Annotated in this window: 26 protein-coding genes and 1 pseudogene; 25 read left to right on the top strand and 2 right to left on the bottom strand. The window is 71.7% G+C overall.

Going from position 1 to position 26,960, the window contains the following annotated elements; translation table 11 throughout:
* The first annotated feature begins 28 nt into the window (after nucleotides 1-28).
* The 18 genes from ABD369_RS02295 to ABD369_RS02210 all read left to right on the top strand — a co-directional run bounded on the left by ABD369_RS02295 (nucleotide 29) and on the right by ABD369_RS02210 (nucleotide 18,258).
* Complete coding sequence (locus ABD369_RS02295) at nucleotides 29-1,168, top strand: phosphotransferase (protein ID WP_344634472.1); 1,140 nt, start codon at nucleotides 29-31, stop codon at nucleotides 1,166-1,168.
* The gene (locus tag ABD369_RS02290; RefSeq protein WP_344634471.1) at nucleotides 1,168-2,505 is read left to right on the top strand and encodes a glycosyltransferase; all 1,338 of its coding nucleotides are present in this window, start codon (nucleotides 1,168-1,170) and stop codon (nucleotides 2,503-2,505) included. Before ABD369_RS02295 ends, ABD369_RS02290 begins: the two co-directional genes overlap by 1 nt.
* A gap of 77 nt (nucleotides 2,506-2,582) precedes the next feature.
* Entirely contained in the window at nucleotides 2,583-3,896 is a 1,314-nt protein-coding gene (locus tag ABD369_RS02285) for a glycosyltransferase (RefSeq protein WP_344634470.1), read from the top strand.
* 59 nt (nucleotides 3,897-3,955) lie between these two features.
* Nucleotides 3,956-4,240: an acyl carrier protein gene (locus tag ABD369_RS02280; RefSeq protein WP_344634469.1), complete on the top strand. Its 285-nt coding sequence runs from the start codon at nucleotides 3,956-3,958 to the stop codon at nucleotides 4,238-4,240.
* Nucleotides 4,237-5,289, top strand: coding sequence for a cysteine peptidase family C39 domain-containing protein (locus ABD369_RS02275; RefSeq protein ID WP_344634468.1), 1,053 nt, complete (start codon nucleotides 4,237-4,239; stop codon nucleotides 5,287-5,289). Before ABD369_RS02280 ends, ABD369_RS02275 begins: the two co-directional genes overlap by 4 nt.
* Entirely contained in the window at nucleotides 5,277-5,888 is a 612-nt protein-coding gene (locus tag ABD369_RS02270; protein ID WP_344634467.1) for a hypothetical protein, read from the top strand. Before ABD369_RS02275 ends, ABD369_RS02270 begins: the two co-directional genes overlap by 13 nt.
* The gene (locus ABD369_RS02265; RefSeq protein WP_344634466.1) at nucleotides 5,885-7,351 is read left to right on the top strand and encodes a glycogen synthase; all 1,467 of its coding nucleotides are present in this window, start codon (nucleotides 5,885-5,887) and stop codon (nucleotides 7,349-7,351) included. The genes ABD369_RS02270 and ABD369_RS02265 overlap by 4 nt, the downstream gene beginning before the upstream one ends.
* Complete coding sequence (locus ABD369_RS02260; RefSeq protein WP_344634465.1) at nucleotides 7,348-8,475, top strand: hypothetical protein; 1,128 nt, start codon at nucleotides 7,348-7,350, stop codon at nucleotides 8,473-8,475. The genes ABD369_RS02265 and ABD369_RS02260 overlap by 4 nt, the downstream gene beginning before the upstream one ends.
* Entirely contained in the window at nucleotides 8,468-9,259 is a 792-nt protein-coding gene (locus ABD369_RS02255) for an SDR family NAD(P)-dependent oxidoreductase (protein WP_344634464.1), read from the top strand. Before ABD369_RS02260 ends, ABD369_RS02255 begins: the two co-directional genes overlap by 8 nt.
* A complete protein-coding gene (locus tag ABD369_RS02250; RefSeq protein WP_344634463.1) occupies nucleotides 9,256-10,131 on the top strand; it encodes a sugar phosphate isomerase/epimerase family protein in 876 nt (291 codons plus the stop codon). The genes ABD369_RS02255 and ABD369_RS02250 overlap by 4 nt, the downstream gene beginning before the upstream one ends.
* Nucleotides 10,128-11,717, top strand: a complete 1,590-nt coding sequence (locus ABD369_RS02245; protein ID WP_344634462.1) for a GMC family oxidoreductase — start codon at nucleotides 10,128-10,130, stop codon at nucleotides 11,715-11,717. The genes ABD369_RS02250 and ABD369_RS02245 overlap by 4 nt, the downstream gene beginning before the upstream one ends.
* Nucleotides 11,714-12,853 (top strand): NAD-dependent epimerase/dehydratase family protein, encoded by a 1,140-nt coding sequence (locus ABD369_RS02240; protein WP_344634461.1) that lies wholly within the window; start codon nucleotides 11,714-11,716, stop codon nucleotides 12,851-12,853. Before ABD369_RS02245 ends, ABD369_RS02240 begins: the two co-directional genes overlap by 4 nt.
* Complete coding sequence (locus tag ABD369_RS02235) at nucleotides 12,850-13,509, top strand: D-sedoheptulose-7-phosphate isomerase (RefSeq protein ID WP_344634460.1); 660 nt, start codon at nucleotides 12,850-12,852, stop codon at nucleotides 13,507-13,509. The genes ABD369_RS02240 and ABD369_RS02235 overlap by 4 nt, the downstream gene beginning before the upstream one ends.
* Nucleotides 13,506-14,105, top strand: coding sequence for a D-glycero-alpha-D-manno-heptose-1,7-bisphosphate 7-phosphatase (locus ABD369_RS02230; protein ID WP_344634459.1), 600 nt, complete (start codon nucleotides 13,506-13,508; stop codon nucleotides 14,103-14,105). The genes ABD369_RS02235 and ABD369_RS02230 overlap by 4 nt, the downstream gene beginning before the upstream one ends.
* Nucleotide 14,106: 1 nt before the next feature.
* Nucleotides 14,107-15,555, top strand: coding sequence for a class I adenylate-forming enzyme family protein (locus tag ABD369_RS02225; protein ID WP_344634458.1), 1,449 nt, complete (start codon nucleotides 14,107-14,109; stop codon nucleotides 15,553-15,555).
* Entirely contained in the window at nucleotides 15,552-16,646 is a 1,095-nt protein-coding gene (gene galT, locus ABD369_RS02220; protein ID WP_344634457.1) for a galactose-1-phosphate uridylyltransferase, read from the top strand. The genes ABD369_RS02225 and galT overlap by 4 nt, the downstream gene beginning before the upstream one ends.
* A 122-nt stretch (nucleotides 16,647-16,768) precedes the next feature.
* Nucleotides 16,769-17,683, top strand: a complete 915-nt coding sequence (locus ABD369_RS02215; protein ID WP_344634456.1) for a GHMP family kinase ATP-binding protein — start codon at nucleotides 16,769-16,771, stop codon at nucleotides 17,681-17,683.
* Between the two features lie 14 nt (nucleotides 17,684-17,697).
* Nucleotides 17,698-18,258 (top strand): chorismate pyruvate-lyase family protein, encoded by a 561-nt coding sequence (locus tag ABD369_RS02210; protein WP_344634455.1) that lies wholly within the window; start codon nucleotides 17,698-17,700, stop codon nucleotides 18,256-18,258.
* On the opposite strand, the gene ABD369_RS02205 is transcribed toward ABD369_RS02210, so the two are convergent.
* Nucleotides 18,189-19,121, bottom strand: coding sequence for a helix-turn-helix domain-containing protein (locus ABD369_RS02205; protein WP_344634454.1), 933 nt, complete (start codon nucleotides 19,119-19,121; stop codon nucleotides 18,189-18,191). The two genes, ABD369_RS02210 and ABD369_RS02205, sit on opposite strands and share 70 nt — an antisense overlap.
* Nucleotides 19,122-19,451: 330 nt before the next feature.
* Here ABD369_RS02205 and ABD369_RS02200 point away from each other — a divergent pair.
* Nucleotides 19,452-19,857, top strand: a pseudogene (locus tag ABD369_RS02200) (transposase); the annotation flags it as partial.
* A gap of 1 nt (nucleotide 19,858) precedes the next feature.
* Here the strand turns inward: ABD369_RS02200 and ABD369_RS02195 are convergent.
* Complete coding sequence (locus ABD369_RS02195; protein ID WP_344634452.1) at nucleotides 19,859-20,668, bottom strand: hypothetical protein; 810 nt, start codon at nucleotides 20,666-20,668, stop codon at nucleotides 19,859-19,861.
* A 696-nt stretch (nucleotides 20,669-21,364) separates the two neighbouring features.
* Here ABD369_RS02195 and ABD369_RS02190 point away from each other — a divergent pair.
* The 6 genes from ABD369_RS02190 to ABD369_RS02165 all read left to right on the top strand — a co-directional run bounded on the left by ABD369_RS02190 (nucleotide 21,365) and on the right by ABD369_RS02165 (nucleotide 26,960).
* Nucleotides 21,365-22,573, top strand: coding sequence for a sedoheptulose 7-phosphate cyclase (locus tag ABD369_RS02190; RefSeq protein WP_344634451.1), 1,209 nt, complete (start codon nucleotides 21,365-21,367; stop codon nucleotides 22,571-22,573).
* Nucleotides 22,574-22,668: 95 nt separating this feature from the next.
* The gene (locus ABD369_RS02185) at nucleotides 22,669-23,043 is read left to right on the top strand and encodes a cupin domain-containing protein (protein WP_344634450.1); all 375 of its coding nucleotides are present in this window, start codon (nucleotides 22,669-22,671) and stop codon (nucleotides 23,041-23,043) included.
* Nucleotides 23,040-24,341 (top strand): aspartate aminotransferase family protein, encoded by a 1,302-nt coding sequence (locus ABD369_RS02180; RefSeq protein ID WP_344634449.1) that lies wholly within the window; start codon nucleotides 23,040-23,042, stop codon nucleotides 24,339-24,341. The genes ABD369_RS02185 and ABD369_RS02180 overlap by 4 nt, the downstream gene beginning before the upstream one ends.
* Nucleotides 24,338-25,354 (top strand): ABC transporter ATP-binding protein, encoded by a 1,017-nt coding sequence (locus tag ABD369_RS02175; protein ID WP_344634448.1) that lies wholly within the window; start codon nucleotides 24,338-24,340, stop codon nucleotides 25,352-25,354. The genes ABD369_RS02180 and ABD369_RS02175 overlap by 4 nt, the downstream gene beginning before the upstream one ends.
* A complete protein-coding gene (locus ABD369_RS02170; protein WP_344634447.1) occupies nucleotides 25,351-26,157 on the top strand; it encodes an ABC transporter permease in 807 nt (268 codons plus the stop codon). Before ABD369_RS02175 ends, ABD369_RS02170 begins: the two co-directional genes overlap by 4 nt.
* Entirely contained in the window at nucleotides 26,154-26,960 is an 807-nt protein-coding gene (locus ABD369_RS02165; protein ID WP_344634446.1) for an ABC transporter permease, read from the top strand. Before ABD369_RS02170 ends, ABD369_RS02165 begins: the two co-directional genes overlap by 4 nt.

Here is a 26,960-nt window from a genome sequence, read left to right as displayed (position 1 = left end):
GACTCCCGACCGACTCTGGGTGGATGACATGAACGATCGCCGGCTTCCGTCTCCCGAAGAGGTGGGGGGCGCTCTCGCGGAGCATCTCCGGCAGCTCGGGCCCAGCGGGCAGTGGCAGCACGGGCGCACGGTGAAGGTCCTCTCGACGGAGGACCTCTCCCCGGGGCTCGGGCAGGCCACCGTGCTGCGGGTGTCCGCAGACCTCGGAGACGGCGGCCCGGCCTCGTGGATCGCCAAGCTCCCGGCCGGGGGTAACCAGTCGCTGCTGGAACTGAGCGACCCGGCGCTCACCGAGCGGGAGACCCGGTTCTTCGGCAGCCCGCTGCGCGGGATCCTCCCGGACGGGCTCGCCACGGCGCCCGACGCCGGAGCGCTGCGGCACGGCGGCAGCGAGTGGATCTTCATGCGGGACGTCGGGGAGGCGATGGACCGGCGCTGGACAGTGGCGGACGCGCACCTCGTGGCCGCCCGGTTGGCCCGGTTGCACGCTCCGGTGACCGCCGACCCCGGCGTGCTGGCGACCCCCTGGTTGGAGCGGAACGGGTACGCGGGTTACGCGCACCACGTACCGGCCGGACACGAGAACCTCGAACTGCTCGGTCAGGACGAGCGGCTGGCCGGGCTGTTCTCACCGGAGCAGGTCCGGCGGCTGCACGGCTGTCTGGCCGCCCTCGGCCGGCTCACGGCCGTCGCCGACGGGCTGACCCCGACGCTGCTCCACGGAGATCTGCACCTGCGGAATCTCGGCCTCACCGCTGACCGGACCCTGGTGCTGATCGACTGGGAACACGTCGGGGTCGGACCGGTCGGCGTCGACCTGGCCACCTTCGTCTCGCTCTACCGCCTCTTCGGCGGCGAGGGAGAACCGGACGAGCGGGCGCTCCTCGCGGAGTACGGCACGGCCCTGAGCGAGATCGCGGGCCGCGACCTGCGCCGGGACGCGGAGCTGGGATTCGCCGTCTGCCACCTGACCTGGGGACTCCACCTACGTCTCGGGCCCGGCCTGACCGCCGTCCGCCAGGGGGTGTTCGACGGCTCCGCGGACGCGCTGTCGGCACACCTGGAGGACGTCCGGTCGGGAGCTCTGCGGGCGCTGTTCTGGGCGACCGAACTGGGCATCGGGGAAGCGGGCACCGGCGAGCTTCGCACCGGGAAGGAGGACAGCTGATGGGCCGCCGGTTCCTGATGTTCCCGTGGCATGTCGGTGCCGGGCACACCGGGCGATGCCTGGCGCTGGCAGGGCTGCTCGGCGCGGCCGGTCACGAGGTGCTCTTCGCCGCCGATCCGGTCGGCGACATGGTGCGCGCGGCCGGACTGCCGGTCCTCGGCGGGGCGCCCGCGATCCGCCGGTCCGGGCTTCGCGGCCGCGGCTATCTCGCGGTCACCGGACCGGACAACGCCTATGCCAGCGTGGGTTATTACCACCCTGCCCGGGTACGCGAGCACGTCGAGCGCGACCGGGAGCTGATCCGTCGCGTCGCGCCCGATGTGGTGGTCACCCACATGCAGCCGACCGCGGTGCTGGCGGCTCGGAGCGAGGGGGTGCCGGTGGTGTCCGTCGCCGACGCGGACTTCTTCGTGACCGGTACCCACGGCTGGATGCCCTGGATGGTGTCCGGGAGTGGCGGACCGAGACTGTCGCCCTTCCCCGCGAGTCTGCCCGCCTTCCGACAGGTGGCGCGGGAACTCGGGGTCCCGGCGCCGGAGGAGACCAGCGACCTGCTGGTGGGAGACCTGGCACTGATCGCAAGCATCCCGGACGTCGAGCGGCCCGCCGACCGCTACGCGACCGACCCGAGGGTCCATCACGTCGGCCCCCTGATCTGGGATCCGGACGGGGGTGGGGAGTTGGGCCACCGGCTGGCCGCGTTCGACACCGAGGACCGGACCCGGGTCTACGCCTCGGTGGGCGGCGGCGCGGTAGCCGCAGCCGGCCTGGCCACGGCCGCCGTGACGGCCGCGGGCCGGGAACCATGGGCGCTGCTCCTCGCCACCGGCCTGGCCGCACCACCCTCCTCGGTGCCGGCGGGCGCACGGGTGCTGCCGCACTCCTTCGGCGGGCTGAACGCGGCGGCGGCCTGGGCCGACGTGGTGGTGTGCCACGGAGGCCACAGCACCATCCTGGCCGGGCTGCTGGCCGGCAAGCCGGTCCTGGTGATCCCCGCCATGTCGGAGAACGAGGGCAACGGCCGGTACATGGTGGAGAGCACCGGCACCGGGCTCTGCCTCCTGAAGACGGAGGCCGGCGCCGCGCCCGCGTCCGTCGACACCGCCGCCCCGGCCGGCGGCGCCGAATCCGCGCCGATCGTGACCCGGTGGTCCGCCCCGGGCGTCGGGACCCGCGCGGAGCTGGACGGTGAGCTGCTGGCCGCAGCCGTGACCGAGCTGCACTCCGTCCCCTCCTACCGGGCCCGGGCCGAGGCCCTGGGCCTGCGCCTCCGGGCCGCCGCCGGCGAGGCTCCCGGACGCATCCTCGGTCTGCTGGACACGGCCGGGCTGCTGTAGGCCCTGTCCGGCCCGGCCGGCAGCCCTGCCCCGCTCCACTTCATTCCACAACTCGCCCCGACCACGGGAAAGTTCTGATGACACCTGCCACGCGTACCTTCCTCTTCAGCCCATGGAGTCACGGCGTCGGCTTCGGCTACATCGGCCGAGCCCTGACGGTCGCCACCGAACTGCGCGAAGCCGGGCACCGCTGCCTGTTCGCCTGCGACACAGCCGAGGGCATCGTCGCCCGATCCGGTTTCGAGGTGGTCGGTGCCCCCAGCGGGCACAACCGCGCGGTACCGGACATGGGCCGGCGCCAGGGCCAGTACATATCCATCGACACCCTGGACACCGCCTTCGCGATCGCCGGGTACTACCACGCGGACCGGGTCAGGGCGGATGTCCTCACCGACGTGGCGACCATCAGGGACTGTGCGCCCGATGCCGTCGTGGTGGACATGCAGCCCACCGCGGCGCTGGCGGCACGGCATCTGGGCGTGCCGGTGATCTCGGTCGGCGACTCGGACTTCTACCGCCCGACGGCCAACAGCTGGATGCCCTGGCTGCCGGACGAGGACATGGTCAGCCCGTATCCCTCGTGCGTGCCCGCCTTCAACACGGTCGCGGCCGAGCTGGCGGTCGACCCCGTCGACCACGTCACCGAACTGCTGATCGGGGACCTGACCCTGGTAGCCAGTGTGCCCGAGCTGGAGGCGGACCAGGAGCCCCTGCCCTGGCGCGAGGACATGCACTTCGTCGGGCCGATCTTCTGGGATCCGCCGTGGTCCACCGTGGCACAGACGCTGGCCGGACACGGTCGCGACCGCACCCGCATCTACATCACCCTCGGGCACGGCGGCAAGGCCACCGGCGATCAGCTCCAGCCGATCCTCGACATGTGCGCGGAGCTGGACTGCGCGGCCTTCGTGTCCCTGGGCTTCCGCCCCGACGACGCGCTTCCCACCCTGCCGCCGAACGTCCTGGCAGGCGGGTTCACCGGGATCTCCGAGCCGATCCGATGGGCCGACCTGGTGATCAACCATGGTGGCTACTCCACCGTTCTGACCAGCCTGATGCACGGAAAACCGCAGATCATCCTGCCGTTCATGTCCGAGCAGGAGGCCAACGGAGTGCTCTTCGCCGAAGCCCACAAGGCGGGCTTCGTCCTGCGCCGCACCTCCCGTTCGGACGGTGGGCCGCGCCACTTCACCCACCGGCTGCGCTACTCCGGCGAGTCCACCGATGGCTGGTGCACCGCCGAGGAGTGGCGGCTGGCCGTTGAGGAGGTGCTCTCGGACAGCTCGTTCGCCGCAGGTGCGGCCCGGATCTCCGGTGCGATCCGCGAGGTCACCGAGGCCCGGGCACTGACCCGGACGATCACGGCCTTCCTCGACCGCCGCAACGGCTGACGCCCACCCACCACTCCCATCCGCCCGGCCCCCTGTCAGGCCCCCCACCTTGGAGAATCATGTCCGGCCAGGAAGTCTTCGAGCAGATCCGCGAACTCATCGTCGCGGTCAAGAGCACCACCGCCCCCGTCTCCGCAGCGGAGATCACCGAGGACTCCGTCTTCGAGCAGCCGCCGTTGGCCATGGACTCGCTCGACTTCGCACATCTCGTCGTCAGCATCGAGGAGACCTTCGGGCTCATCGCCTACGACAGCGACTTCCTCAGCCTCAAGACCGTCCGCGACGCGGTGCAGCTGGTCCAGGACCGGTCGTCCCGGCCCGACGCCCGAGGGCACTTCGCGTGACCACACCGAAGACGGACATCGACTCGGCGCCGCAGGCGGCGGTGCCCGGGGCGGCCTTCACGGACGCGAGCTGCTACCACGCGACCCTCGGAACCCTGCTGCTGGAGCACGACGGCCGGGCCGAACCGGCGACCGTGCTCGGCAACACCGCCGCGACCCGCGCGCGACGGACCCAGGACGGCCCCGTCTTCGGCGACCTGGTCCCGGCGCTGATCGATTCGATGGCCGCCCGTGGTCACCGGGTCGTGCGCGGCCGGCTCGCCGACGAGGACGGGTGGGGCGGCCTGACGGCGGCGCTCCACGCCGGCGACCCGTTGGTCGTCGTCGTGGACACCTTCCACCTGGACCACTACTGGCTGGACCGGGGGCGGGTGCACGCCCTGCACGCGCTGACCCTGCGCCAGTTCAACCCGGCCGACGGCACGGTGCGACTGACCGACGCGGTCGACGTGACCTTCGTCGACAACCGGGTGCCGCTGGCCGATCTGGAACCCGCGCTGCTCGGCTCGGACATCGGCCAGGGCTGGCTCGAGGTGGCGGACTGGGGGCCGGTCGCCGGCACCGTCGGGGTCGGCTCGCCAAAGGAGCTTCAGGTCCATGCGGCCGCCCTCTCGGGGTGCGGCGGCGAGGAGCTCAGCGGCGTCGAGCTGGCCGCGTACCTGAGTGACTCGCTGGACCGGCTCTTCGAACTCACACCACGGTTGGCCCGGCCCGACGCACGTGGTGGGGCGGACGACGAGCGCCGGAGGGTGACCCGGCTGATGCGGGGCATGTGGAACTACCACCACACGCTGCGCTGGTTCGCCAGGTACCTGCTGGCCCTCCCGGCTGCCGACGACACGCGGCCGACAGCCGCCGCCGTCGAACGCGCCTCACAGGACTGGCTGGCGGCCCGCTCCATGCTGCTGCACTCGGGCCTGGCGAGCCCGGCCCGCACCGCGCGCTACCGGGACGAGGTCGCCCGGCGGCTCGGGCGGGTCGCCGGTGATCTCCAGGCGGCCGGCGAGCTGCTCGGGGGAGGACCGGAGGTTCCGGCATGGGAAGGCTGAGCCGCGCGTCCGTCCTGCGGGCGCTGGATCTGAGGGACCACCGGAACAACGCCGGGTGCGCCCTTCCGGGCGCCGCCGCCGGGACCGGCCTGGACGGCCTGGGCCGTTCCTTCCCCGCGGAGGAACTGCGCCATCTCGAGGACCTGATGGGCGGGCTTCCTCCGCGCTGGGGGCTCGGCGCGCCCGACAACGTCGAGTGCGTGGGCCAGCGGATCGACCTCCCGGAGCCCCTGCGGGTGCGCTCCCTCGGGGTCCTGGGCGCGTGCACGGGCGGCTCCTACCGGGACGAGCTGCTGCTGGAGAGCGGCACCCCGGGGATCGCCCGGCGTCCGGTGGGGCTGGGGCTGACCGACTTCCTGGCCGCCACCCCGGCGAACGGCGAGAGCTGCGTGGCAGCCTGCTCCTTCCTGCGGGAGAACGGCCGCGACGTCCAAGGGCCGGTCCCGCGGCTGTGGCGCCGGGAGGTCGAGCTCGAACCGCCCCACGACACCGTGGCCGTGTGGCTGCCGGTCAATCCCGACATACACGTGTTCGGCATCTGGGTGCATGCCGAGCCGGTGGACCGTGACCACGCCGAGGACGGGGAGGAGAGCCCGTGAGGTGCTTGTACATCACCCAGGAGTACGCCCCACTGTTCACCGAGGGCGGGCTGGGTCTCACCAGCCGCGCGCTCCCGGCGGCTCTGCAGTCGGAGCGCGGCATCCGGCACGATCTGGTGCTGCCCTACTACCCGTGGCTGGTCGAGCGGAGCGGTCACCGGGTGGAGGAGGTCTGCCGGCTGCCGGCCCGCTCCGTCGCCGGGGTGAGGGCCGAGGCGACGGTGGTGCGCCTGCTCGACCACGGGGGCCCCTGTGAGGTCTACCTGGTCCGGGCGGACCGCTGGTACGCGCGCGGCGGCCTCTACCGCGACGAGTCGTACGTCGAGTTCCCCGACGCGGTCGAACGGGCGGCGTTCTTCGGCTGGTGCGTGGCGGAGTGGGTGCGCCGTACGGGCATCCGCTACGACCTCGTCCACGCCAACGACTGGCAGTCGGGGGCGGCGCTCGCCCACCTGGCCGCGGCCCGGCGGGACGGGCAGCGGCCCAGGCTGCTGATGAACATTCACAGTGCGGTCTACCAGGGTGCGCTGACGGGCCCGCCGGACGAGCTCGGCCTGCCCGAGGAGGCGGTGGCCACACTCCTCCGGGCACCCGGCGAGGCGAGTCTGCTGCTGCTCGGGCTGCTCTCAGCGGACGCCGCGGTCACCTGCAGCCCCGCCTACGCGGCCGGACTGGCAGGTGAGTTCGACGGCACCGCCGTCGGTAGGGCGCTGGCCGACCTGTCACTCAGCGGGATCGTCTCCGGAGTCGACCCCGGCGTCTGGCACCCCGGAGCGGCCGGCCGCCCGACCCAGCCCTTCGACCCCGCGGACCCCGAGTCCGTCGAGGCGGGGAAGCAGCTGAACAAGCTGAGGCTGCAACACCGGCTCGGGCTACGGGAGGACGACGGCATCCCGGTGCTCGGTGTCTGCTCCCGGCTGGTCGCCGAGAAGGGCACCGACCTGCTGCTCGACGGGCTCCGGCCGCTCCTGAGGGCAGGACGGGCACAACTGGTCCTGGTCGGACCGGCCGTGGCCGAGCTGCGCGGGGCATGTGACGAACTGGTCGACGAGCTCCCCGGCGCGGTGGCCTGCCTGCCGCGGTTCGACCAGGAGGTCGCCTGGCTGGTGTACGCGGGCTCCGACTTCACCGTCATGCCCTCGCGCGCGGAGCCGTGCGGCCTCAACCAGCTGATCGCCATGGCCTACGGCACCCTGCCGGTGGTCACCCGGGTGGGCGGCCTGGCCGACACCGTCACGGACATCCGGACGGCACCGGCGGACGGCACCGGCTTCTTCATCCCCGAGCAGACCGCCGAAGCCGTTCGGCAGACCGTCATGGAGGCCCTCGACTGGCTGCGCGCCGATCCGGATGCGGTGGCAGCCGCTCGTGGCCGGGCCCTCGCCCAGGACTGGTCCTGGTCGCGTACTGCGGCCGAATTCTCCTCGCTCTACTCCCAGCTGACCGAAGGATCCACAGGATGACCCCGCGTACCGCGATCGTCACCACGACGATCAACATCCCCTACCTGCTCAAGGACTACCTGGCCCAGTTCGCGGCGTCCGGCCGTACCGACCTCGACCTGGTGATCGTCGGCGACCGGAAGAGTCCGCCGGAGACCCGGGGCTGGCTGGAGGGCCTCGACTGGGGAGGCAACAGCTGGACCTACCTCGACGTCGACGACCAGGAGAAGTGGAACGCCCGGGTTCCCGCGCTGGGCTCGCTGCTGCCGTGGAACTCCATCCAGCGGCGCAACCTCGGCTATCTGCACGCCGCCGAGCAGGGCGCCGAGGTGATCATCAGCATCGACGACGACAACCACGTCACGGAGGACGACTTCCTGGCCGGCCACTCCATCGTCGGCACCACTGCTGAGGTGGACTGCGTGCGGACGGAGGGAGGCTGGGCCAACGTCTGCAACCTGCTGCGGACCGACTCACACCGGATCGTGCCGCGAGGCTGGCCGCAGAGCCTGCGGCAACAGGAGGACACCTGGACGACCGTCCGGCGCACCGGCCGCGTCGTCGTCAACGCGGGACTGTGGCTGGGCGAACCCGACGTGGACGCCGTCAGCCGGCTCGTGACCCCGGCCGAGGTGATCGGACTGGCCGGCGACGCCAAGCTCCCGCTGGGCCTGGACACCGGGACGTGGTGCCCGTTCAACTCGCAGAACACCGCCTTCCACCGCGACCTGCTGGCGTCCATGTACCTGGTCGTCATGGGCCCCCGCTACCGAGGCGTGCGCATCGACCGGTACGACGACATTTGGATGTCCTACGCCACCCGGGCGATCGCCGACCACCTCGGCGACCTGGTCACCTTCGGCCGCCCCCTGGTACGGCAGGACCGGAATCCGCACGACCACCTGCAGGACCTGTGGGGGGAGTTGCCCGGCATGGTGCTCACCGAACGGCTGGTGGACGCCCTGCGCGGTATCAGGTTCACCGGCTCCAGCTACCTGGACTGCTACCGAGAGCTGGTCGACGCGCTCCGCTCCGCCTTCACCTCGGACGCGACCCCGGCGGAGGACCGCCGGTTCTGGGACGAGGTGCTCACCGGCATGTCGACCTGGACCGACATCTGCGAGGAGGTGGTCCTCGGTGGCTGACACCCAGCGCTTCGCCGACCGGGTGGCCCTGGTGACCGGCGCCGCGTCCGGAATCGGTGAGACCACCGCCAGGATGTTCGCCGCCGAGGGCGCGGCGGTCGTCCTTCTGGACATCCAGAAGGAGCAGACGCTCCGGGTGGAGCAGGAGATTCGGGCCTCGGGCGGTCGCGCGCTCGCGGTGCCCGGGGATGTCCGCAACGCCGACGACTGCCGGGAGGCCGTGGACGCGGCCGTCGCCACGTACGGCGGCTTGGACATCGCGTTCTGCAACGCGGGCATCTTCGAACGCGGCAACGTCGTCGACCAGACCATGGAGGAGTGGGACGTCCAGATCGACACCCTGCTCAAGGGGACGTTCCTCACCTGCAAGTACGCCGTCCCGGCGATGCGGGCGCGCGGCGGCGGCTCCATCGTCCTGAGCGGGTCCAACTGTGCGCACATCGGGTGCGCCGGCCGGTTCGCGTACACCGCCGCCAAGGCGGCCATGCCGGTGCTCGCGAAGCAGCTCTCCAACGATTGGTTCCACGGCGCCAACATCCGGACCAACTGCGTCTCGCCCGGGCAGGTGCTGACCGGTATGACGACCCGTACCTGGCAGCAGGAGACCGGTGCCGCCGAGGACACCCCGGTCCCGGACGCGGTCGCCGAACGCTGGCAGCGGCCGGAGGAGATCGCCACCACGGTGCTCTTCCTGGCGAGTGACGAGGCGCGGGACATCACCGGCGTCACCATTCCGGTGTCCCGGACCGCGCTGCTCCGAGTGGCCGGGATGCGGTCGCGATGAGTGCCACCACACCGCCGACGCTGCTGTGGCGGATGACGCCGCACGCGTACGCGTGGCGGCCCGCCGACGGGCGCACCGCGGAGGACGGTATCCCCGGCATCCTGCTACGGGGCATCGCGGACGCGGTTCACGGCGGTTACGACGGACTGGAGGCGAGCCTGAGCTGGGTCGGCGGTTCGCCGCAGGCCGCCGCCGCTGCCCGGCGCAGCCTCGAAGGGTGGGAGCTGGGCCTGGACTGCCTGTTCGTCCAGGTCAGCACCGGCATCCCGGACGAGGCCCTCGGTCTACTGGTCGAACAGGCGGTCCAGGCCGTGCCGCTCGGCTACCGGTTCCTCAACGTGGTGACCGTTCCCCCGGCCGCCGAGCGCCGTCGCTACCCCGCCGGTTACGACGGCGCGCCCGTCGCGATCGCGCGAGTCCTCGTCGAACTCGCGCGACGCCTGGAACCGCACGGCCTGGCGGTCTGCTGGCACCCGCACGAGACCGCGCTGCAGGGCGGCGCGCGTTTGGCCGAGGAGACCGTCGAACGGTCCCTCGGCGCACCCGTGCGGCTCTGCCTGGATCTCGGCTGCGTGGTGCGGGCCGGGGAGGACCCGGTGGACCTGCTGCGGCGGTTCGGGCCGGTGGTGCGCACCCTGCACGTTCGGGACGTCGCACCGGACGGCCGCTGGTGCGAGAGCGTCGGCGAGGGGGTTCTCGACCTGCCCGCCGTCGCGAAGGCCCTGAGCGACCTGCCCGCGCTCGGAGCCTGCGCGGTCGAGATGAAGTACGACCGCGACACCAGGGTCACCCGGACGCTGCGGGAGAACGCCCGCCTCAGCGCCGAGGTCCTGCGCGGGATTGACGGCTGGCCGACGGGCGGTACCCGATGAGCACGGCGAACCCGGCACCGGCCTCCCACCACGACACCATCGTGGTGGGAGGCGGTGCGGCCGGCTGTGCGCTGGCCGCCCGGCTGAGCGCGGCGGGCGACCGGACGGTGCTGCTGATCGAGGCCGGGCCGGACGACGCCGAGCTGGCACGGGCGATGGCGGAACCGGGCAGGTTACCGCCCGGAGCGGACTGGCGGCTGACGGCCCGGGTGCCCGGCTGGCGGACCGAGTTTCCGCTCCCGAGAATCAGGGCGGTAGGCGGGACCTCCCTGCTCCAGGGCGGGGTCGCGCTGCGCGGCCTGCCCGCCGACTACGACCGCTGGGCGGAGCGGGCCGGGGCATCCTGGAGCCACCGGCGGCTGCTGCCCGTCCTCGCCCGGGTCGAGGCGGACCGGGACACCGGGTCGACCGGCGTACTGGGCATCCGGCGCAGCCTGGCCGTTGAACGGCAGCCGCTGCACGAGGCGTTCCTCGACGGCTGCGGCGAACTCGGCGTGCCGTACTGCCCCGATCTCAACGCCCAGACCGCAACCGGCGTCGGCCTCGTCCCCCAGGCCCGCAGGGGGACCGTGAAGGAGACCGCCCGGCGCGCGTACCTCGACCCGGCACGCGCCCGACCGGGCCTGACCCTGCTCGCCGGCACGAGGGCCACCCGGCTGCTGCTGCGCGGTGGGCGGGTCGAGGGCGTGGAGACGGTCAGCGCCGAACGAGGGTGCGAGCGGCACCTGGCCCGGCACGTGGTGCTCACCGCCGGGGCGGTGGCCTCCGCCATGCTTCTGCTGCGATCCGGCGTCGGGGAGCCCGCCGAGCTTCGGGCGGCCGGGCTTCCGGTCCTGGTGCCGCTTCCCGGTGTCGGCACCAGGCTGCGAGACCACCCGGCGGTCTGGACCAGCTTCGGCCTCCGTTCGGGCCACGGCCGGCCGGACCCACTCTGGTTCCAGGTGATGATGCGGCACACCGCCGAGGACGGCGACGGACTGCCCGACCTCGTCCTGGAGATGTACCACGACTTCCGGCTGCTCCCGGCGCCGGCCGCCCTGCAACGCGGAGTCCTGGTGGCCTCGTTGTCGGCACCACGCGGGACCGGCCGGATCCGGCTCGACCCGCGCGGCCCGGACGGAAACCCGCTGATCGAGTTCGACTACCCCGCAGCGGACCTGGCGGATCTCCACCGAGCCGTCACCTTCGGGCACCGGGTGCTGCGCACCACCGCTCTGCTACGGCTGGGCGCCCACGCGCCCCGCCTGGTGAGTGTCGCCGGGCACGGTGGCCGCTCGGACACCCTGTTGCCGCGCGCACTGCCGGTGGCGGGGGGCTCCGCCTCCCCCTACACGGTCGGCGTGCAGGACGTGGCCGGATCCGCAGTGACCGCCCACCACCTGCACGGCGGCTGCCCGATGGGGCCCGACCCCGACCGGGGCGACGTCGTGGACGAGCGATGCGAAGTCCACGGAGTCGAGGGCCTCCACGTCGGTGACACCAGCGTCATGCCGACTCCGTTGCGTGCCAACACCCATCTGCTCGCACTGTGCGTGGCCGAGCGACTGGGCGAGCTGTTCACCCGAGACCCGAGGGATTCGACATGAGGGTACTGATCACCGGTGGGGCCGGATTCATCGGCTCCCACACCGCAGACCGCCTCCTCGACGAGGGCCATCAGGTCAGAGTGCTTGACGCGCTGCTGCCTCCGGTCCACGCCGACCGACGGTTCCCGGAGCACCTCCTGGCCCGTGGCGTGGAGTGGATCGACGGCGATGTCCGGGACCGCTCCGCGTGGGAGACGGCTCTGGATGGCGTCGACGCGGTCTACCATCTGGCGGCCTATCAGGACTACCTGCCCGACTTCTCCACCTTCTTCACCACCAACACCGCGTCCACCGCGCTGCTCTACGAGGTCCTGGTGGCACGCGGCCAGCGGCCGCAGCGGGTGGTGGTGGCCTCCAGCCAGGCGGTGTACGGGGAGGGTGCCTACCGCTGCCTGGACTGCGGCGGGGACGAGGTGCTGCGTTTGCGCGCGCGGTCCGTGGAGCGGCTCGACCGCGGTGACTGGGAGCTGCGATGTCCACGGTGCGGAGCCGTGCCGGTGCCGGACTGGACCGACGAGAGCGAGGTCAGCCCGCACAACTCCTACGCCATCTCCAAGTACGGGCAGGAGTTGGCCGCCCTCGCACTCGGCGAGCGGTACGGCATTCCCACCGTTGCGCTGCGCTACTCGATCGTCCAGGGCAGCCGGCAGTCCTTCCGGAACGCCTACTCCGGCATCCTACGGATCTTCGCCCAGCGGGTCCTCAACGGGCAGCCGCCGGTCTGTTACGAGGACGGCAGCCAGCTTCGCGACTACGTCTCCGTTCACGACGTGGTCCGGGCCAACCGGTTGGTGCTCGAGGACGAGCGCGCGGTGGGCCAGGCCCTCAACGTCGGAGGCGGCCGCCGGGTGAGCATTCTCGACTACGCCCGGTTGGTCGGTGAGTGCGCCGGGGTCGAGGTGACGCCCGAGGTGCCCGGGGCCTACCGGGCGGGCGACACCCGGCACGTCCTCTCCGCGATCGGCCGCTTGGAGCAACTCGGCTGGCGCCCCGAGGTGCCGCTCCGGGATGTCATCCAGGAGTACCTCGACTGGGCGGTCGCCCAGCCCGACTTCATCGACGGGACCGCCGAGGCCGACCTCCGCATGCGGAGCCTCGGCACGGTCCGCCAGAGCACATCGGCCAGGACGTCATGACCACTGTCCCCGCACCGGCCCCCACGGGACCGGACCTCACCGACCCGGACCCGGCGGCCGCTGCCCGGGGGTACGTCGAGGCGCTCCGCCTCGCGCTCGCCGACCTCCCGGTCCCGGCGCTGCTTCCGGTACTGGGCCTGCTGGAACAGGCCTACCGCGCCCGCCGGACCATCTTCGTCTGCGGCAACGGCGGCAGCGCGGCCACCGCGTCCCACATGGCCGTCGACATCGTGAAGAACACCAGATTCCCGGGCGCGCCGCCGGTCCGGGCGGTGTCCCTGGTCGACCACGTGCCGGCGCTGACCGCCTGGGCCAACGACGAGGGCTACGAGACCGTGTTCAGCGGCCAGTTGGCGGGCCTGCTGGAGCCCGGGGACGTCGTGGTGGGCATCAGCACCAGCGGCAACTCGCCGAACGTGCTGCGCGCCCTGCGGTTCGCGCGCGAGTCGGGGGCGGTCACCGTCGGGCTGCTCGGCTCGCCGGGTGGGGCTGCCAGGGAGCTCTGCGACGCCTTCATCGCCGTTCCCGGCGGGAGCATCGAGCGCGAGGAGGACATCCATATGATGCTGGTGCACGTCATCACCAGACACCTGCGCTCGGTGGTGCGAGGGCGAGCTCAGCCGGTCTTGGCGGGCACAGTGGCCGGGACCCGGTGAGCGGCCGCCCGGCGGTGTTCCTGGACCGCGACGGAACCCTGACACTGCCCCGGCACTATCCGAGCCGGCCGGCGGACCTGGTCCTCCAGCCGGGGGTGCCGACGCTGCTGCGGGCGCTGCAGGCCCAGGGCCGCCTGCTCGTGGTGGTCACAAACCAGTCCGGCCTGGCCCGTGGTTACTTCGGCCAGGCCGACCTGGCGGCGATGCACGACCACCTGCGCGACCGACTGGCCGAGTCCGGGGTGCGGCTGGACGGGATCTACCACTGCCCGCACCATCCGGACGGCGTCGTCGGGCAGTTGGCGGTCCGGTGCGGCTGTCGCAAACCCGAACCCGGCATGCTGACCGCAGCGGCGGCGGATCTCCGCATCGATCTCCGGGCCTCCTGGATGGTCGGGGACGTCCTCGGCGATGTCGAGGCGGGCCGGCGGGCCGGCTGCCGTACCGCGCTGGTCGGCGGCTCGCTGCCGCCCACCGGCAGCACGGCCGAACCCGACGTCGTCGCACCGACGACGGCCGAGGCACTCCGGCACATCCTGGCGTCCGCCGGGCGTACCAGGTCCACCGGATCCGTCCAGCAGGGAGGTGTGCGCTGACATGGCCGCCGACTCAGCCCACGACCGCGTCGTGGACCTCGACAGCCTCATCGACGGCCTTCCCGACTCCGAGCAGCCGGCCGTCATCGTCCCCGGACGACGGGTCGTGTCCTACCGTGCCCTGCGCCAGATGGTCGCCGAGCGTTCGGTGCTGCTGGCCGACCGGATCGCTCCGGGAATGGTCGTCGGGGTGAGCGTGTCCGATCCTGCGGGGCTGCTGGCCTGGAGCATGGCCGCCCTGCGGCGCGGTCACGCCGTCTACCTCACACAGCCCGACCTGCCGGCGTCCGAGGCCGAGGGGATCGCGAGCCACGAACGGGCGGTCGCCCTGGTGGCGGACAGTCCCGCCGGCGCGACCGGTGAGCTGCGGATGCTGGCGGTGGCAGATCCGGTCCGGGACGCGCGGCCCGGTGTGCACTTCCACACCTCGGGGACCTCCGGAGTGCGCAAGGCCGCGATCCACGAGGCGCGGGCGCTGGCGGCGGAAGTCGCGGCTGTCCTGCGGAGGGTCGGTTACCGGCCCGGCGTGCGTGTACTGTGCGCGGCTCCGTTGCCGCACGCGTACGGCTTCGTCATGGGCGGCCTTGCCGTGCTGGCGGCCGGAGCCAGTGCGGTGGTCTCCCGGCCGCTGACCTGGCGTCAGTTCGGCGCCTGTCTGGCCCAGTGGTCGCCCGAGGCGGTGGTGGCGGTCCCCGCCCTGTACGACTTGTGGGCCGCGGGCGCGCCCGCCCCGTCGGCTGTGGAACCGCCACGGTTGTGCGTCAGCGCCGGCGCCCCGCTGGCGGCCGAGACGGCCGCTCGGTTCGCGGCGTCCTGGGGCAGGGCGATCTCGCAGCAGTACGGCTCCTCGGAGTGCGGGGCGGTCTCGATCGATCTGGACGCCTCCCCGGACGCGCGATGCGTCGGCGCCCCGTACCCGGGCGTGACGGTGACCGCCGGTACCGCCGATGCCCCGGCGGCTGTGGTCGTGCGCAGTGACCACGCGGCCTCCGGGTACGTCGGGGCCGCCCAACTCTCCCTTCCGGTGGACCCGTTCACCCGTGACGGGGTACTGACCGGCGACCTCGGCTGGCTCGACGGGCAGGGGCGGCTCCACCTGACCGGCCGGGTCACCGACGTGATCAACGTGCACGGCCGGAAGGCGGACCCTTACGAGATCGAAGCGGTGATCCGCCGCGCGGACGGTGTCGGGGAGGCGGCCGTGATCGGCGTGGACGCGGCCGGCGGTGACCAGTGGATCGCGGCGTTCGTGACGGCGTCGCGGGCCTCATCCGGTTCACTCTCCGAGGCCGGACTCTTCGAGCACTGCGCAAGGTCGCTCGCTCCCCACCAACTGCCGCGCCGCTTCATCGTGCTGGCGGAGATCCCGCGCACACCGACCGGAAAGCCCCGGCAGGCGGAGCTGATGGAGCTGGCCCGGACGGCGGCTCCGGGGGGAGGGCCGTCATGACCGCCACCCGGAGCAGCGACCGGCTCCCGGACGGGCGGGAGATCTACTACTACGGCGAGGCCCCGATCCTGGCCGACCCCTCGGACGGGCCGAGCGCGGGGCACTGGACTCCCGACCGCTCGGAGCTGCGCTGGGATCCGCTGATGGAGGAGTGGGTGATCGTCGCCCCGCACCGCCGTCGGCGGGCGGCGGCGACCGGGGCGCTCTGCCCACTCTGCCCCACGCGTGGCGACGACCTGACGGAGATTCCGGCCGCCCGGTACGACGTCGCGGTCTTCGAGAACCGCTTCCCGGCCCTTTCCGGGCCCTGGACGGCGGACTTCGCTCCGGTCGGACCGCTGCCCAGATCCGCAGCGGCGGCCGGCCGTTGTGAGGTGATCAGCTACAGCAGCGAGCACGACGTCACCCCGGCGCTGCTTCCGGCTGCTCGGCTGGTCACCGTGATCGAGGCGCTGGCGGACCGGACGGCCGAGCTGGGCGCGATGCCGGGCGTGCAGTACGTCTTCTGTTTCGAGAACCACGGAGCCGAGGTCGGGGCCACCGTCTCCCACGCGCACGGCCAGGTTTACGCCTACCCGTTCGTGCCGCCGCGGATCGCCCGGATGCGGGACGCGGCCCGCCACTCGGCGGCCCGGGGTGCCGGCTGCCTCTTCTGCGAGGTGCAGCGGCAGGAGGCCGCCGGCTCGCGGGTGGTGGAGCGCGGCGATCACTGGACGGCGTTCGTGCCGTACGCCGCGCGGTGGCCCTACGAGATCCACCTCTACCCTCGGCGCCACCTGCCGGATCTGGCCGCCCTGACCCCGGCCGAGCGGGCGGAGCTGGCGCAGCTCTACGGCTCGGTCCTGCGTCGGCTGGCCGGACTCCCGGGCGGGCCGTTGCCGTACATGGCGCTCTGGATCCAGGCGCCGGTCACGGAGGACCGCGAGGTCTTCCACCTCCATCTGCAGATCTTCACGGACCGCGCGGGTACCGGCGGACCGAAACGGCTGGCGGCGGGCGAGCTCGGTGCCGGCGTCTTTGTGAGCGAGGTGGACCCGGAGCGGGCCGCCGAGGAGCTTCGCGCGGTCCGGACATCAGCCGGACTCGAATGAGCCGGACTCGAAGAACGGAGAGAACCTTGTGGATCAGCAGTGCACCCCTCCGAATCTCCCTGGCGGGGGGCGGGACCGACCTGCCGGTGTACGCGCGCAGGTTCGGCGGCACCGTCGTCGGGGTGAGCACGAACCTACGGGTGACGGTCGTCGGCCGGCCCGGCGGTGCGGGCACGGAGGTCCGCGCCTGCCTGGACTCCTGCGCCGCCGTCCCGTCCGCTGACGGGCTGTCGAACCCGTTCGCGCGGGCGGCTCTGGGAAGGCACTGGGACGGTGGTCGAATCCAGCTCGCCTCGTTCGGTGACGTGCCGGGCGGGACGGGCATGGGCAGTTCGGCGGCCTTCTGTGTCGCCCTGATCGGCGGGCTGACCAGCGGTCCGACGGGGCGGCAAGGCGGGTTGCGGGGAACCGAACTGGCCGAAGCAGCCGCCGCGATCGAGATCGAGGCACTGCATCGGCCGGTGGGAAAGCAGGACCACTACCTCGCCGCGCTCGGCGGGTTCCGCCGACTGCGGTTCGAGCGGGACGGTACGGTCGGGGCGGAGCGCATCGAACCGGACCCCGCGGTCGTCCGCCACCTCGACGAGGAGCTGCTGCTGTTCTTCACGGGCATCACCCGGGACGCCGGGGCCGTCCTGGCGTCCCAGGGCGACAGCGTCCGGGTGGGGGACCGGGAGGTGGAGAACCGGCTGCACGAGATCAAGGAACTCACCGCGGTCGTCGGGGACGCACTGAGCACGGGCGACACGGGTCTGCTGGGGGCGGCGCTGGGGCGCCACTGGGAGATCAAGCAGACTCTCGGCTCCGGAGTGACCCTCCCGGCGGTCGACCGCGCGTACCGCGACGCCCTCGCCGCCGGGGCCACCGGGGGAAAGCTGATCGGCGCGGGCGGCGGGGGATTCCTACTGCTGCACGTGCCCACGGCCGCGCAGCCCACAGTCCGTACGGCCCTCGCCGCGCACGGTATGGACGAGCAGCCGTTCGGCCTGGACCGCTGGGGCCATCAACTCGTCCATGTCGGCGAGGTCGCTCGATGACTGAAAGTCAGAAGATGCTCGAGACAACGGAGATGATCGGATCGAGGCCGCCGGCGACGGACGGCTCGGTGACGAGGATGCTGCTGGCCTCGGACGGATCCACCACCCGGTTGCTGCAGGCGATCACCGGACAGCCGCTGGCGGTGCAGGTCGATGCACAGGGCGAGACCCGGGCTGCCGGGTTGCCGCCCGCCATCCGCGCGGTACTCGGACTCACCGACGACGGTGCGATCGTGGTCGAGCGGCGCTCTCGCCTGCTGACCCCGGAGCGACGGGTGGTCAGCATCAACCACGTGGTGCTCGACCCTGCCGCCGTCCGTACGCACGGGGCACCCGACCTCGCCGTTCCGATCGGAATCCGGCTGCGGGGCGATCGTGTCCCGCAGTTCAGGGAGCTGGTCGGCAGTGGTACCGGGACGTGGCTGCCCGATGGGGCGTCGACTCCCGCGGCCTGTGCGTTCAAGGCGTACCTCATCCACGACAGCAGCGGGGGGCTCATCTATGTTCACGAGTCCTTCAACCCCGGCGTTGTACCACCACCCAGGCTCGTGGGGCCAGGCAGCCAGCCCCGGTGAGCCGCGTGCAGGCCGGCCTGGAAGCGACTGGTGGCTTCCAGGCCCAGCATCAGGTCCGCGGCGATCCGCCGGGCGGTGCGCGGGCTGACGCCCAGCCGCTTGGCGATCGCGTCGTCCGTCATGCCCTCGCCCAGCAGGCGGAGAGCGGCGGACTCCTGGGGGGTGAGACCTCGGTGGTCCTGCACGGGACGGCGGGCGAACTCGGTCGCTGTGGACCAGAAGGCTTCGAACAGCGCGTGGAGCGCGGCCAGTGCGCCCTCGGCCCGCAGGACGACCGCTCCGCGCGAACTGTCCGCACTCTCCGTGGGGACCAGCGCGACCCGGCGGTCGAAGATCACCATCCGCACCGGGAGCGCGGCGACGGTGCGGACGTCGTTCCCGATCTCGGTGAGCCAGGTCAGATAGTCGGAGGTGGCCGGATTGTTGCGCGCACTGTCGAGGTAGATCGTGCGGACCTTGACCCCGCGGTCCCGCAGTTGCTCGTCCAGTGGCCGGGCCGCCGCGATACTCTCCGGCAGATGAGCCCCCTGGGGTGCGAAGGTCAGGACCTCCTCCTGGGCGTCGCGGGAGAGATCGGAGAGGAAATCCCGCACCTGGTCGAGCCCGCTGAGCTGCTCGACCGCCGGCTGGTCCACGCGCGGGCTGAGGATGGCGTATTCGGCTATCAGCTTGGCCGCAGCGGCTCGTTCCAGCGCCAGCCGGTGTTGCTGGGTGGCCAGTTCCGCCTCGCGGGCCAGCAGGAGAGAGCCGACTGCGGCCTCCGGCGGGAGCGGCCGGACTCCCGCGGGGCGGTCCCGGGCCGGGCGGAGCAGTCGTATCCGAACCAGTTGCTCGAGCGCCGTCGCCAGCTGATTTTGAGTCAACTTCGTTTCCTTGAGGATGAGTTCAAGATCATCGTGGGGTCGGGCAAGGATCGCCCGGTAGACCTCGTCCGCGATCGGATCCAAACCCAGAAGCTCACTCATGCGTATCCCCAGTCCGCCACTTCCGTCTCAGTGGACAGTCTTGCCGCTTGCTGAAAGGTATTGCAAGGGGTTGCAAATGGGTAACGGCTGGATTAATCGGCCCAAGTGGCGCGAACCGCTGAGTGGCCGTCGCGGGGCAGGCTGCTTCGTGGCCGAAACAGGAAGCCTGGCCATGCCTCCCCGCGCCACGCGGTGACCGTGGCGTCGGCGGTGGAACCCGGTGGTCCGATGACGAGGTGTCATGGATCTGAAGAGGCTTGCCTGTTGCGCCGGGCGGGGGCGCCGGATGCGCGCCATGTCCGCGGCCTGCTCGGCCCGGTCTGCCGCAAGAACGGCCGGCGGCCGGCCGAATACGCCGGCCACGCCACCTCTGACGGGCTCCGGCACCTGCTCGCCGGTGCCCGCTGGGGCGCGGGCGAGATCCGCGACGAGCTTCAGGACTACGTCGCCGAACGCCTCGGCGAGGGCGACGGAGTCCTGATCGCCGACGGCACCGGCTCGGTCAGGAAGGGCGCCACCTCCGCGGGCGGGCAACGCCGGTACTCCGGTACCGCCGGCCGCATCCGAGGTCTGCCGGACCGGGGTCCTCGCGGCCTGCGCCTCCGCCCGCAGCGGGGCCCTGGTGGACCGGGAAGCTATCGACCGGTGGGTACGGGCTGAGCGTCCGGCGTCCGGCGGCCACGCCCGGCATCGGCGAACTCCAGGGCGAAGTCCAGCGTCATCCGCTTCTTCTGCTCCACCCCCACGTAGTGCCTGACGCGGACCTGGGCCTCGCCCGTGCCTTCCGGGCCGGAATCCCAGGAGACCGGAAAGCAGGCGGACGGCATGTTGTAATCCTGCTCCAAGGTGGCCGACCGCACCTTCTCCATCACGTAATTCCAGGCGAGCTGGCCAACCGAGAACGATGCGATCGGGTCGCGCTCCTCATCCAGGAAGTCCAGTGCCAGCCGGAATCCGGCTGAGAATTCCTCGCGGGTGTCGCCGGCGAGGACCATGAAGCCGATATTCCGGGCGACCGCCGACCGCATCGCCCCGGGTTCCCGGTCGTTCACGAATGTGGTGAAGCGGCCGTAGATCTCGGAGCCGCGGCGGTCCCCCAGCGTGCTGATCAGGTCGGGAGCGGCGGCGACGCGCACGTGGGAGACGAGGCCGAAGACGTCGGAGACGTCCCCGGTGAACAGCATGTCGACGTCGAACCAGACGACCGGTTCCCGGAACCAGGGGTGGAGGCAGGCCCTGAGGGCGTCGACGGAAGCGTGTGCCGGGCTCAGCAGGGTTGACCGCGACTGATCGAGCAGTTGCTGGACGGTCGGGTCCGCGCACTCGGCCACGATCCGGGAGGCCGGGACCGTCGCGAACCTGGGATCCATCCCGACGATCTCGCCGACCATCCGGGAGAAGACCCCGGCGCGTGGATCGTCCGGGTCGTACTCCGGGACGATCATGGTGACTCGGTCGAATCTCTGGGTCCGCAGTAGGGATATCATCGACGCGACCGCAAGATTGCAGTGCGTGAAGTCAAAATATGTGACGTAGTGAATTCTGCCAGTTCGCACGGCTGCACCTCGCAAATTCCCGAGATTGTCCAAAGGCTGATGCTAGTGCCGCCGGGCTGCGATCCGCAGGGTCATTCGCCTTCCTGTTTCGGCCATCCGGGTGGCCTGTCCTATTCAGGTCCAAATCGGTTGGAGGCACGGCGATGGCCCGGTCCTCCCGCCAGGGCTTCGGCGTGGTCGAGTGACGTCCGGTTCGTGACGGTCTGCCGGTCTGTCGACCCCGGGGGCGTGACAGGCGCGGTTTCCAAGATTATGGGGTCGCCGGGAGGGGCCGTCGTTCGCGTTCGCCGGGCGCCGGTCCGATCTCTCGAGCTTCGGACGGGCTCCCTCGCCGTGGTGTGCCGCGGGAACCCGGGGGAGGCCCGTATGGAGGGCTGGTGGGACCTGCGCCGGCCGGAGTCTCGGTCCGGGGCCGGCGTCGAGATCGTGCACCAAGGGCTCGAGGGGTGCAAGATCGCAAGTTCTTGCTGAACCTTTCCGAAGATCCTTGCCTGACTGTCGGTCACCTGTTTGAATCACCTCTCGTGTTCCTCCATTTGACGGGCAGTCCGATCTGGATGCCGACTGAGCCGAGGGGTCGTGGCGGTGCAGACAGCAGTTGCTGAACCCGGAGTCCGCAGCGACGGCGCGGGTTTCACGCTCGTTGCACCGGAGCGGACTTCGTACCGGGTCGACATCACGGACGGAGTGTTCGGGCCGGACAACCCGCTGCTGGCCGAGTACTGCGCGGGCCGTCGGGTGATCGCGTTCCTCGGCCCTACCGTCCACCGGCTGTTCGGGCAGCAGCTGCGCCACTACCTCGCTTCCCGGCTGGCGCCGGGAAGTTGGAGCATCGTGGTGATCGGAGGCGGTGAGGGGCGCAAGACGATGGCCTCGGTGGAGGAGATCTGCGCCCACGCCAAGTCCGCCGGGCTGGACCGGCACGGTGTGATGCTGGCCGTGGGCGGCGGGGTCACCTGTGATCTGGTGGGGTTCGCGGCGGCGATCTACTGCCGGGGTGTGCGCTACATCAAGGTCAACACCACCCTGGTCGGCCAGGTCGACGTCGGTGTCGGCATCAAGACCGGCGTCAACGCCCTCGGTACGAAGAACATGCTCGGGGCGTACCACCCCGCCCACGCCTCGATCAACGACCCGGCCCTTCTCCGCACCCTGCCTGATCGTCAGGTCAGGTGCGGCCTGGGCGAGATCGCCAAGATGGCGATCATCAAGGACGCGCGGCTCTTCCGTGTACTGGAGGAGTGCCCCGAGGTGTTCCGGCGACCCTGCCCCGCGCCGTCCTGGCTGCCCGCCGTCGCGGGCGGCGAGCGCGGGCTGGAGGACTATGTGCTGCGCACCGCGATGGCGCTGATGCTGGACGAGCTCTGTCCGAACCTCCGTGAGCACGACCTGGCCCGCCTGGTCGACTTCGGCCACACCTTCGGCCCGGTGATCGAGACGGCCAGTGACTACCGGATCGCGCACGGGGAGTCGGTGGCCATCGACATGGCCATCTCCAGTCAACTCGCCCAGGTGCTCGGCCTGATCGGCCCCGAGGACGCCGACCGGATCACCCGGCTCATCGTCGGCCTCGGTCTCCCGGTCCACGATCCGCGGACCTGCACGCCCGAACTGATGCAGCGCGCACTGCGAGCCTCGTGGGAGCGGCGTGGCCGCAAGCTGCACTTGGTGGTGCCCAGCGGGATCGGCTCGGCCGTCTTCCTCGACGACCTGGCGGACGTTCCGGCCGTGGCACTCGAGCAGGCGCTGGACGTGCTGGCCGGTTTCCCCAGCGCGCTCGCCGTGGCCGGCTGATCAGTGCCGTTCGCCGACTGCCGCCCACGCCCGCACCACGCCTCGACAGGAGCCGCACCGAGATGAGTACCGCCGAACCGACACCGGCTCGCGATATGACGAACCGTCAGATCACCAACCTGAACGAGGACTTGCTCCAATCGATCACCGGCGACCACGGCGGCGCCGGCACGATCCTCGCCCACCGGGTCTACCGTGCGGACGACGCACCGGCTCCCATCGCCTTCATCGACCTGGTGGTACTGCCCCCGCACACCTCCATCGGCCTGCACCGCCACGCCGACGACCGGGAGACCTATGTGATCCTCTCCGGCCGCGGCCGGATGACCCTGGACGGTTCGGAGTTCGAGGTTCGCGCCGGCGACGTGATACCCAACCGGCCGTACGGTGAGCACGGTCTCGCCAACGACACCGAAGCCGATCTCCAGCTGCTGGTCTTCGAGATCGGACCGCTGGACGGCGACCGGTGACCGGCCCCCGCCAGCTGGACTGGCTGGCCCGCGAGGCCGCCCACCTGGCTCCGGGTGCCTCGGAGGAGTCCGCGCTGGGCCGCCGGGTCTTCGTGGAAGGACGCGGCGCGGTGCTCACCGACCTGGACGGCAACCAGTACATCGACCTCGCGGCCGGCACCCTCACCCAGTCCCTCGGCCACTGCCACCCCGAGGTGGTCGGCGCACTCACCGAGCAGGCCGCCCGGCTGTGGAACGTCCACGACTCCGCCACCGCCGACCGCGCCGAACTCTGCGAACTGCTCGCCCGGCTGCTGCCCGAGGAGCTCGACACCTACGCGTTCTTCTCCACCGGCGCCGAGGTCGTCGAGGCCGCCCTGCGTGCCGTCCAGGCCGTCGCCGAGCCGGGACGCAACCGGATCGGGGCGCTGCGCCACGGCTTCCACGGCAAGACCCAGGGTGCCCGGATGCTGGTCCACTGGGACATCGGGCACCAGTCCCTCGCCGGAAACAGCATCCTCGGCTACTCGCCGTACTGCTACCGCTGCCCGCTCGGCCTGGAGTACCCCTCCTGCGGCGTTCGCTGCGCGACGCTGGTACGGCGGCACATCGCCGAGAAGCCCAATGTGTCGGCGCTGGTCTTCGAGCCTGTGCTGGGCGCGGCCGGCGTCATCGTTCCACCCCCCGGGTACTGGGAGCAGATCGCCGAGAGCTGCCGGGAGAACGGCGTCCTGCTGGTCGCCGACGAGGTGCTCACGGGCGGCGGACGGACGGGGACCTTCCTGGCCAGCGACCGGCTCGGCATCGAGCCGGACCTGGTGACCCTCTCCAAGGGCCTCGCCTCCGGCTTCCCGTTCGCCGCCCTGGCCGGCCGCTCCGCGGTGCTGCGCCACCCCGACGCGGCCAGGGCCGGCTCGACCGCGTCCACCTACTCCAACAACCCGCTGGGCATCGCCGCGGCGAAGGCGACGCTGGAAGTGGTGGCCCGGGACAGGCTGATCGGACAAGTGCGTGTCCTGGGCGCGCTGCTGGACGACCGGCTGGCCGAACTCCACTCCCGCTTCGAGGTGTTGGGCGAGGTGCGGGGCATCGGCCTGCTGCACGGGCTGGAGTTCGTCCGCGACCGGGCCACCCGCGAGCCGGCGCCCGAGATCGCCCGCGCGGTCTACCTCGCGGCCCTCGACCTGGGCCTGCGGGCCTCGATAGGCGGGCACATCATCCGGCTCGCCCCGCCGTTCACCATCGAGCCCGCGCTGCTGGAGGAGGGCATCGCCCTGCTCGCCCGCGCGCTGGAACGCGCCGTGGAGGCCGCCCGGTGATCGTCGCGGAGAACCTGGTCAAGGAGTTCAAGGTCCTCGAGCGCAGGCCCGGACTGCTCGGCAGCCTCGGCACGCTGTTCAGCCGGGAGTACCGCGTGGTGCGCGCGGTGGCCGGGGTCTCCTTCGAGCTTCCGGCCGGAGTCAAGGCCGCGTACATCGGAGCCAACGGCGCGGGGAAGTCCACCACCATCAAGATGCTGACCGGAATCATGCGTCCGACCTCGGGGCGTTGCCTGGTGAACGGCCTGGAGCCGTACCGGGAGCGGCGGCGCACCGCGGCCGGCATCGGTGTGGTGTTCGGCCAGCGCAGCCAGCTCTGGTGGGATCTGCCCGTTCCGGACTCCTTCCGGATCCTGCGCCGGATCCACGAGATCCCCGATCCGGTGTACCGGCGCAACATGGCGCGGTACCGCCAACTGCTCGATCTCGACGCGCTCGGCTCCACGCCGGTACGGCAGTTGAGCCTGGGGCAGCGGATGCGCGCCGAGGTGGCCGCGAGCCTGCTGCACGACCCGGCGGTGGTGTTCCTGGACGAGCCCACCGTCGGCCTCGACCTGGTGCTCAAAGAAGCCGTCCGGGAACTGGTCAACCAGGTCAACGCGGAACTCGGCACCACCGTCCTGCTCACCAGCCACGACATCGGCGACATCACCGCCATCTGCGACCAGGTGCTGGTGGTCAACCACGGCGAGGTGGTGCACCAGGGCACCATGCACGAACTGCTGCGCACGGCCGACACCCGGGCGGTGGTCTTCGAGTACCGGGACGGGCCCACTCCGGAACAGGCCGTCGCCCTGGTGGAGGACCGGCTCGACGGCGCGTCGGCCGGCCGGATCGACGGCGGGCGGATCAAGGTCGAGTACCCGGCCCGCCGCTGGTCCGTCCGGCAGGTGATGGGCTTCCTGCTGGAGCACTTCGACCTCACCGACTGCGTCGCCCCGGAACCGGACCTGGAGACGGTGCTCCGCCGGATCTACGCCCGCCGGGCGGGGACGCGGGAGGTGCCGGTATGACGGCCGCCACCCTGCGCCGGTACGCGCCGTTCGCCGTCGGCAGCCTGCAGAGCCTGCTCCGGTACCGGTCGATGTTCCTGATCAACGCTCTGACCGCGACCACCGCCGTAGGCGTGCAGGTCGCCCTCTGGCGCGCGGTGTACGCCGGCGGGGGCCTGCCCGGCGGCTACGACCTGCCGCGGCTCACCACGTACGTTCTGCTCGCCCAGGTGCTGGCGCTGTTCCAGTCCAACCGGGTGGACGAGGAGGTCGCCGGGGAGGTCCAGCGCGGCGACATCGCCGTCTCGCTGCTGCGTCCGGTCAGCTATCCGTTGGCCCGCTTCGCAGCCGGCCTGCCGGTGTCGCTGACCAACGCCACGCTGGTCGCCGTCCCCGTGGTGGTGCTGTACGCCCTGTCGCTGCCGCTCTCCGCTCCCAGCCCGGAGGGCGTGCTGCTCTTCGGTTGCTCCGCCGTCCTGTCCCTGGTGATCGGCTTCGGGGTGAACCTACTGGTCGGCCTCGCCGGTTTCGTCACCACCAACATCTGGGGAGTCCGCGTGGTCAAGGACAGCGTGGTGGCGTTCTTCGCCGGGCAGGTCGTGCCGCTGGCGCTGATGCCGGGCCCGCTGGCCGCGGTCGCGCGGGCGCTGCCCTTCCAGGGCATGGTCGACGGGCCGCTGCGGCTGCTCCTCGGCCGCTACCACGGGCCGCTGGGTGCCGCCGCGATCCTTGGCGTGCAACTGGCGTGGGCCGCGGCGCTGAGCGGCCTGGCCGCGCTCGCCTGGCGCGGGGCGGTGCGCCGGGTGGAGGTGCTCGGCGGATGAGGCCCGTTTCCACCACGGTCCGCTACGTCCGGCTGACCTGGCAGCTGAGCGCCGTCAGCGTGCACCGGCTGACGGAGTACCGGATGGACTTCCTGCTCGGCGCCGGCGGCCTGCTGCTGCGGGTGGTCTGCCAGGTCGCGGTGATCGGCATGGTCTTCCGGCAGGTCCCGGAGATCGCCGGCTGGCACTACGACCAGGTGCTGTTCCTGCTCGGGTTCTCGCTTCTGCCGCGTGGCCTGGACCGGATGTTCACCGACCAGCTGTGGATCCTGGCCCGCAAGCTCGTACAGAACGGCGAGTTCTTCCGCTACCTGATCCGGCCGGTGCACCCGCTGTTCTCGCTGCTGTCCGAGCGCTTCCTCTACCCGGACGGCTTCGGGGAGCTGCTCACCGGCGCCGGGCTGGTCTGGTACGCCGCCGGCCGGCTCACGCTCACTGCGGACACCACCCGACTCCTGGTGGCCCCGGTGCTGGTGCTGTGCGGCACCCTGATCCTCGCCTCGATCAAGACGCTGTTCGCCTCGCTCGCCTTCTGGACCACCAACAGCTTTCCGGCCCTGTACGCCGCGAACCAGCTGGGCGACTTCTCCGGCTACCCCCTCGACCTCTACCACCCGTCGCTGCGGTGGCTGCTGACCTGGCTGCTGCCCTACGCGTTCACCGCCTACGTCCCCGCCTCCTACCTGCTGTTCGGTCGCGCTCGGCCGCTGCCCTGGCTGTTCGCGGTGACCGCGGGCCTGGTGGCGCTCGCCCTGGCCGTCTGGCACCGGGGTGTGGACCGCTACGAGATGACCGGGAGCTGA

It is taken from the genome of Kitasatospora cystarginea (assembly GCF_039533515.1).
GTDB lineage: Bacteria > Actinomycetota > Actinomycetes > Streptomycetales > Streptomycetaceae > Kitasatospora > Kitasatospora cystarginea.
The sequence above is the reverse complement of the archived record's forward strand: the minus strand, read 5'-3'. Positions and strand labels throughout refer to the sequence as shown.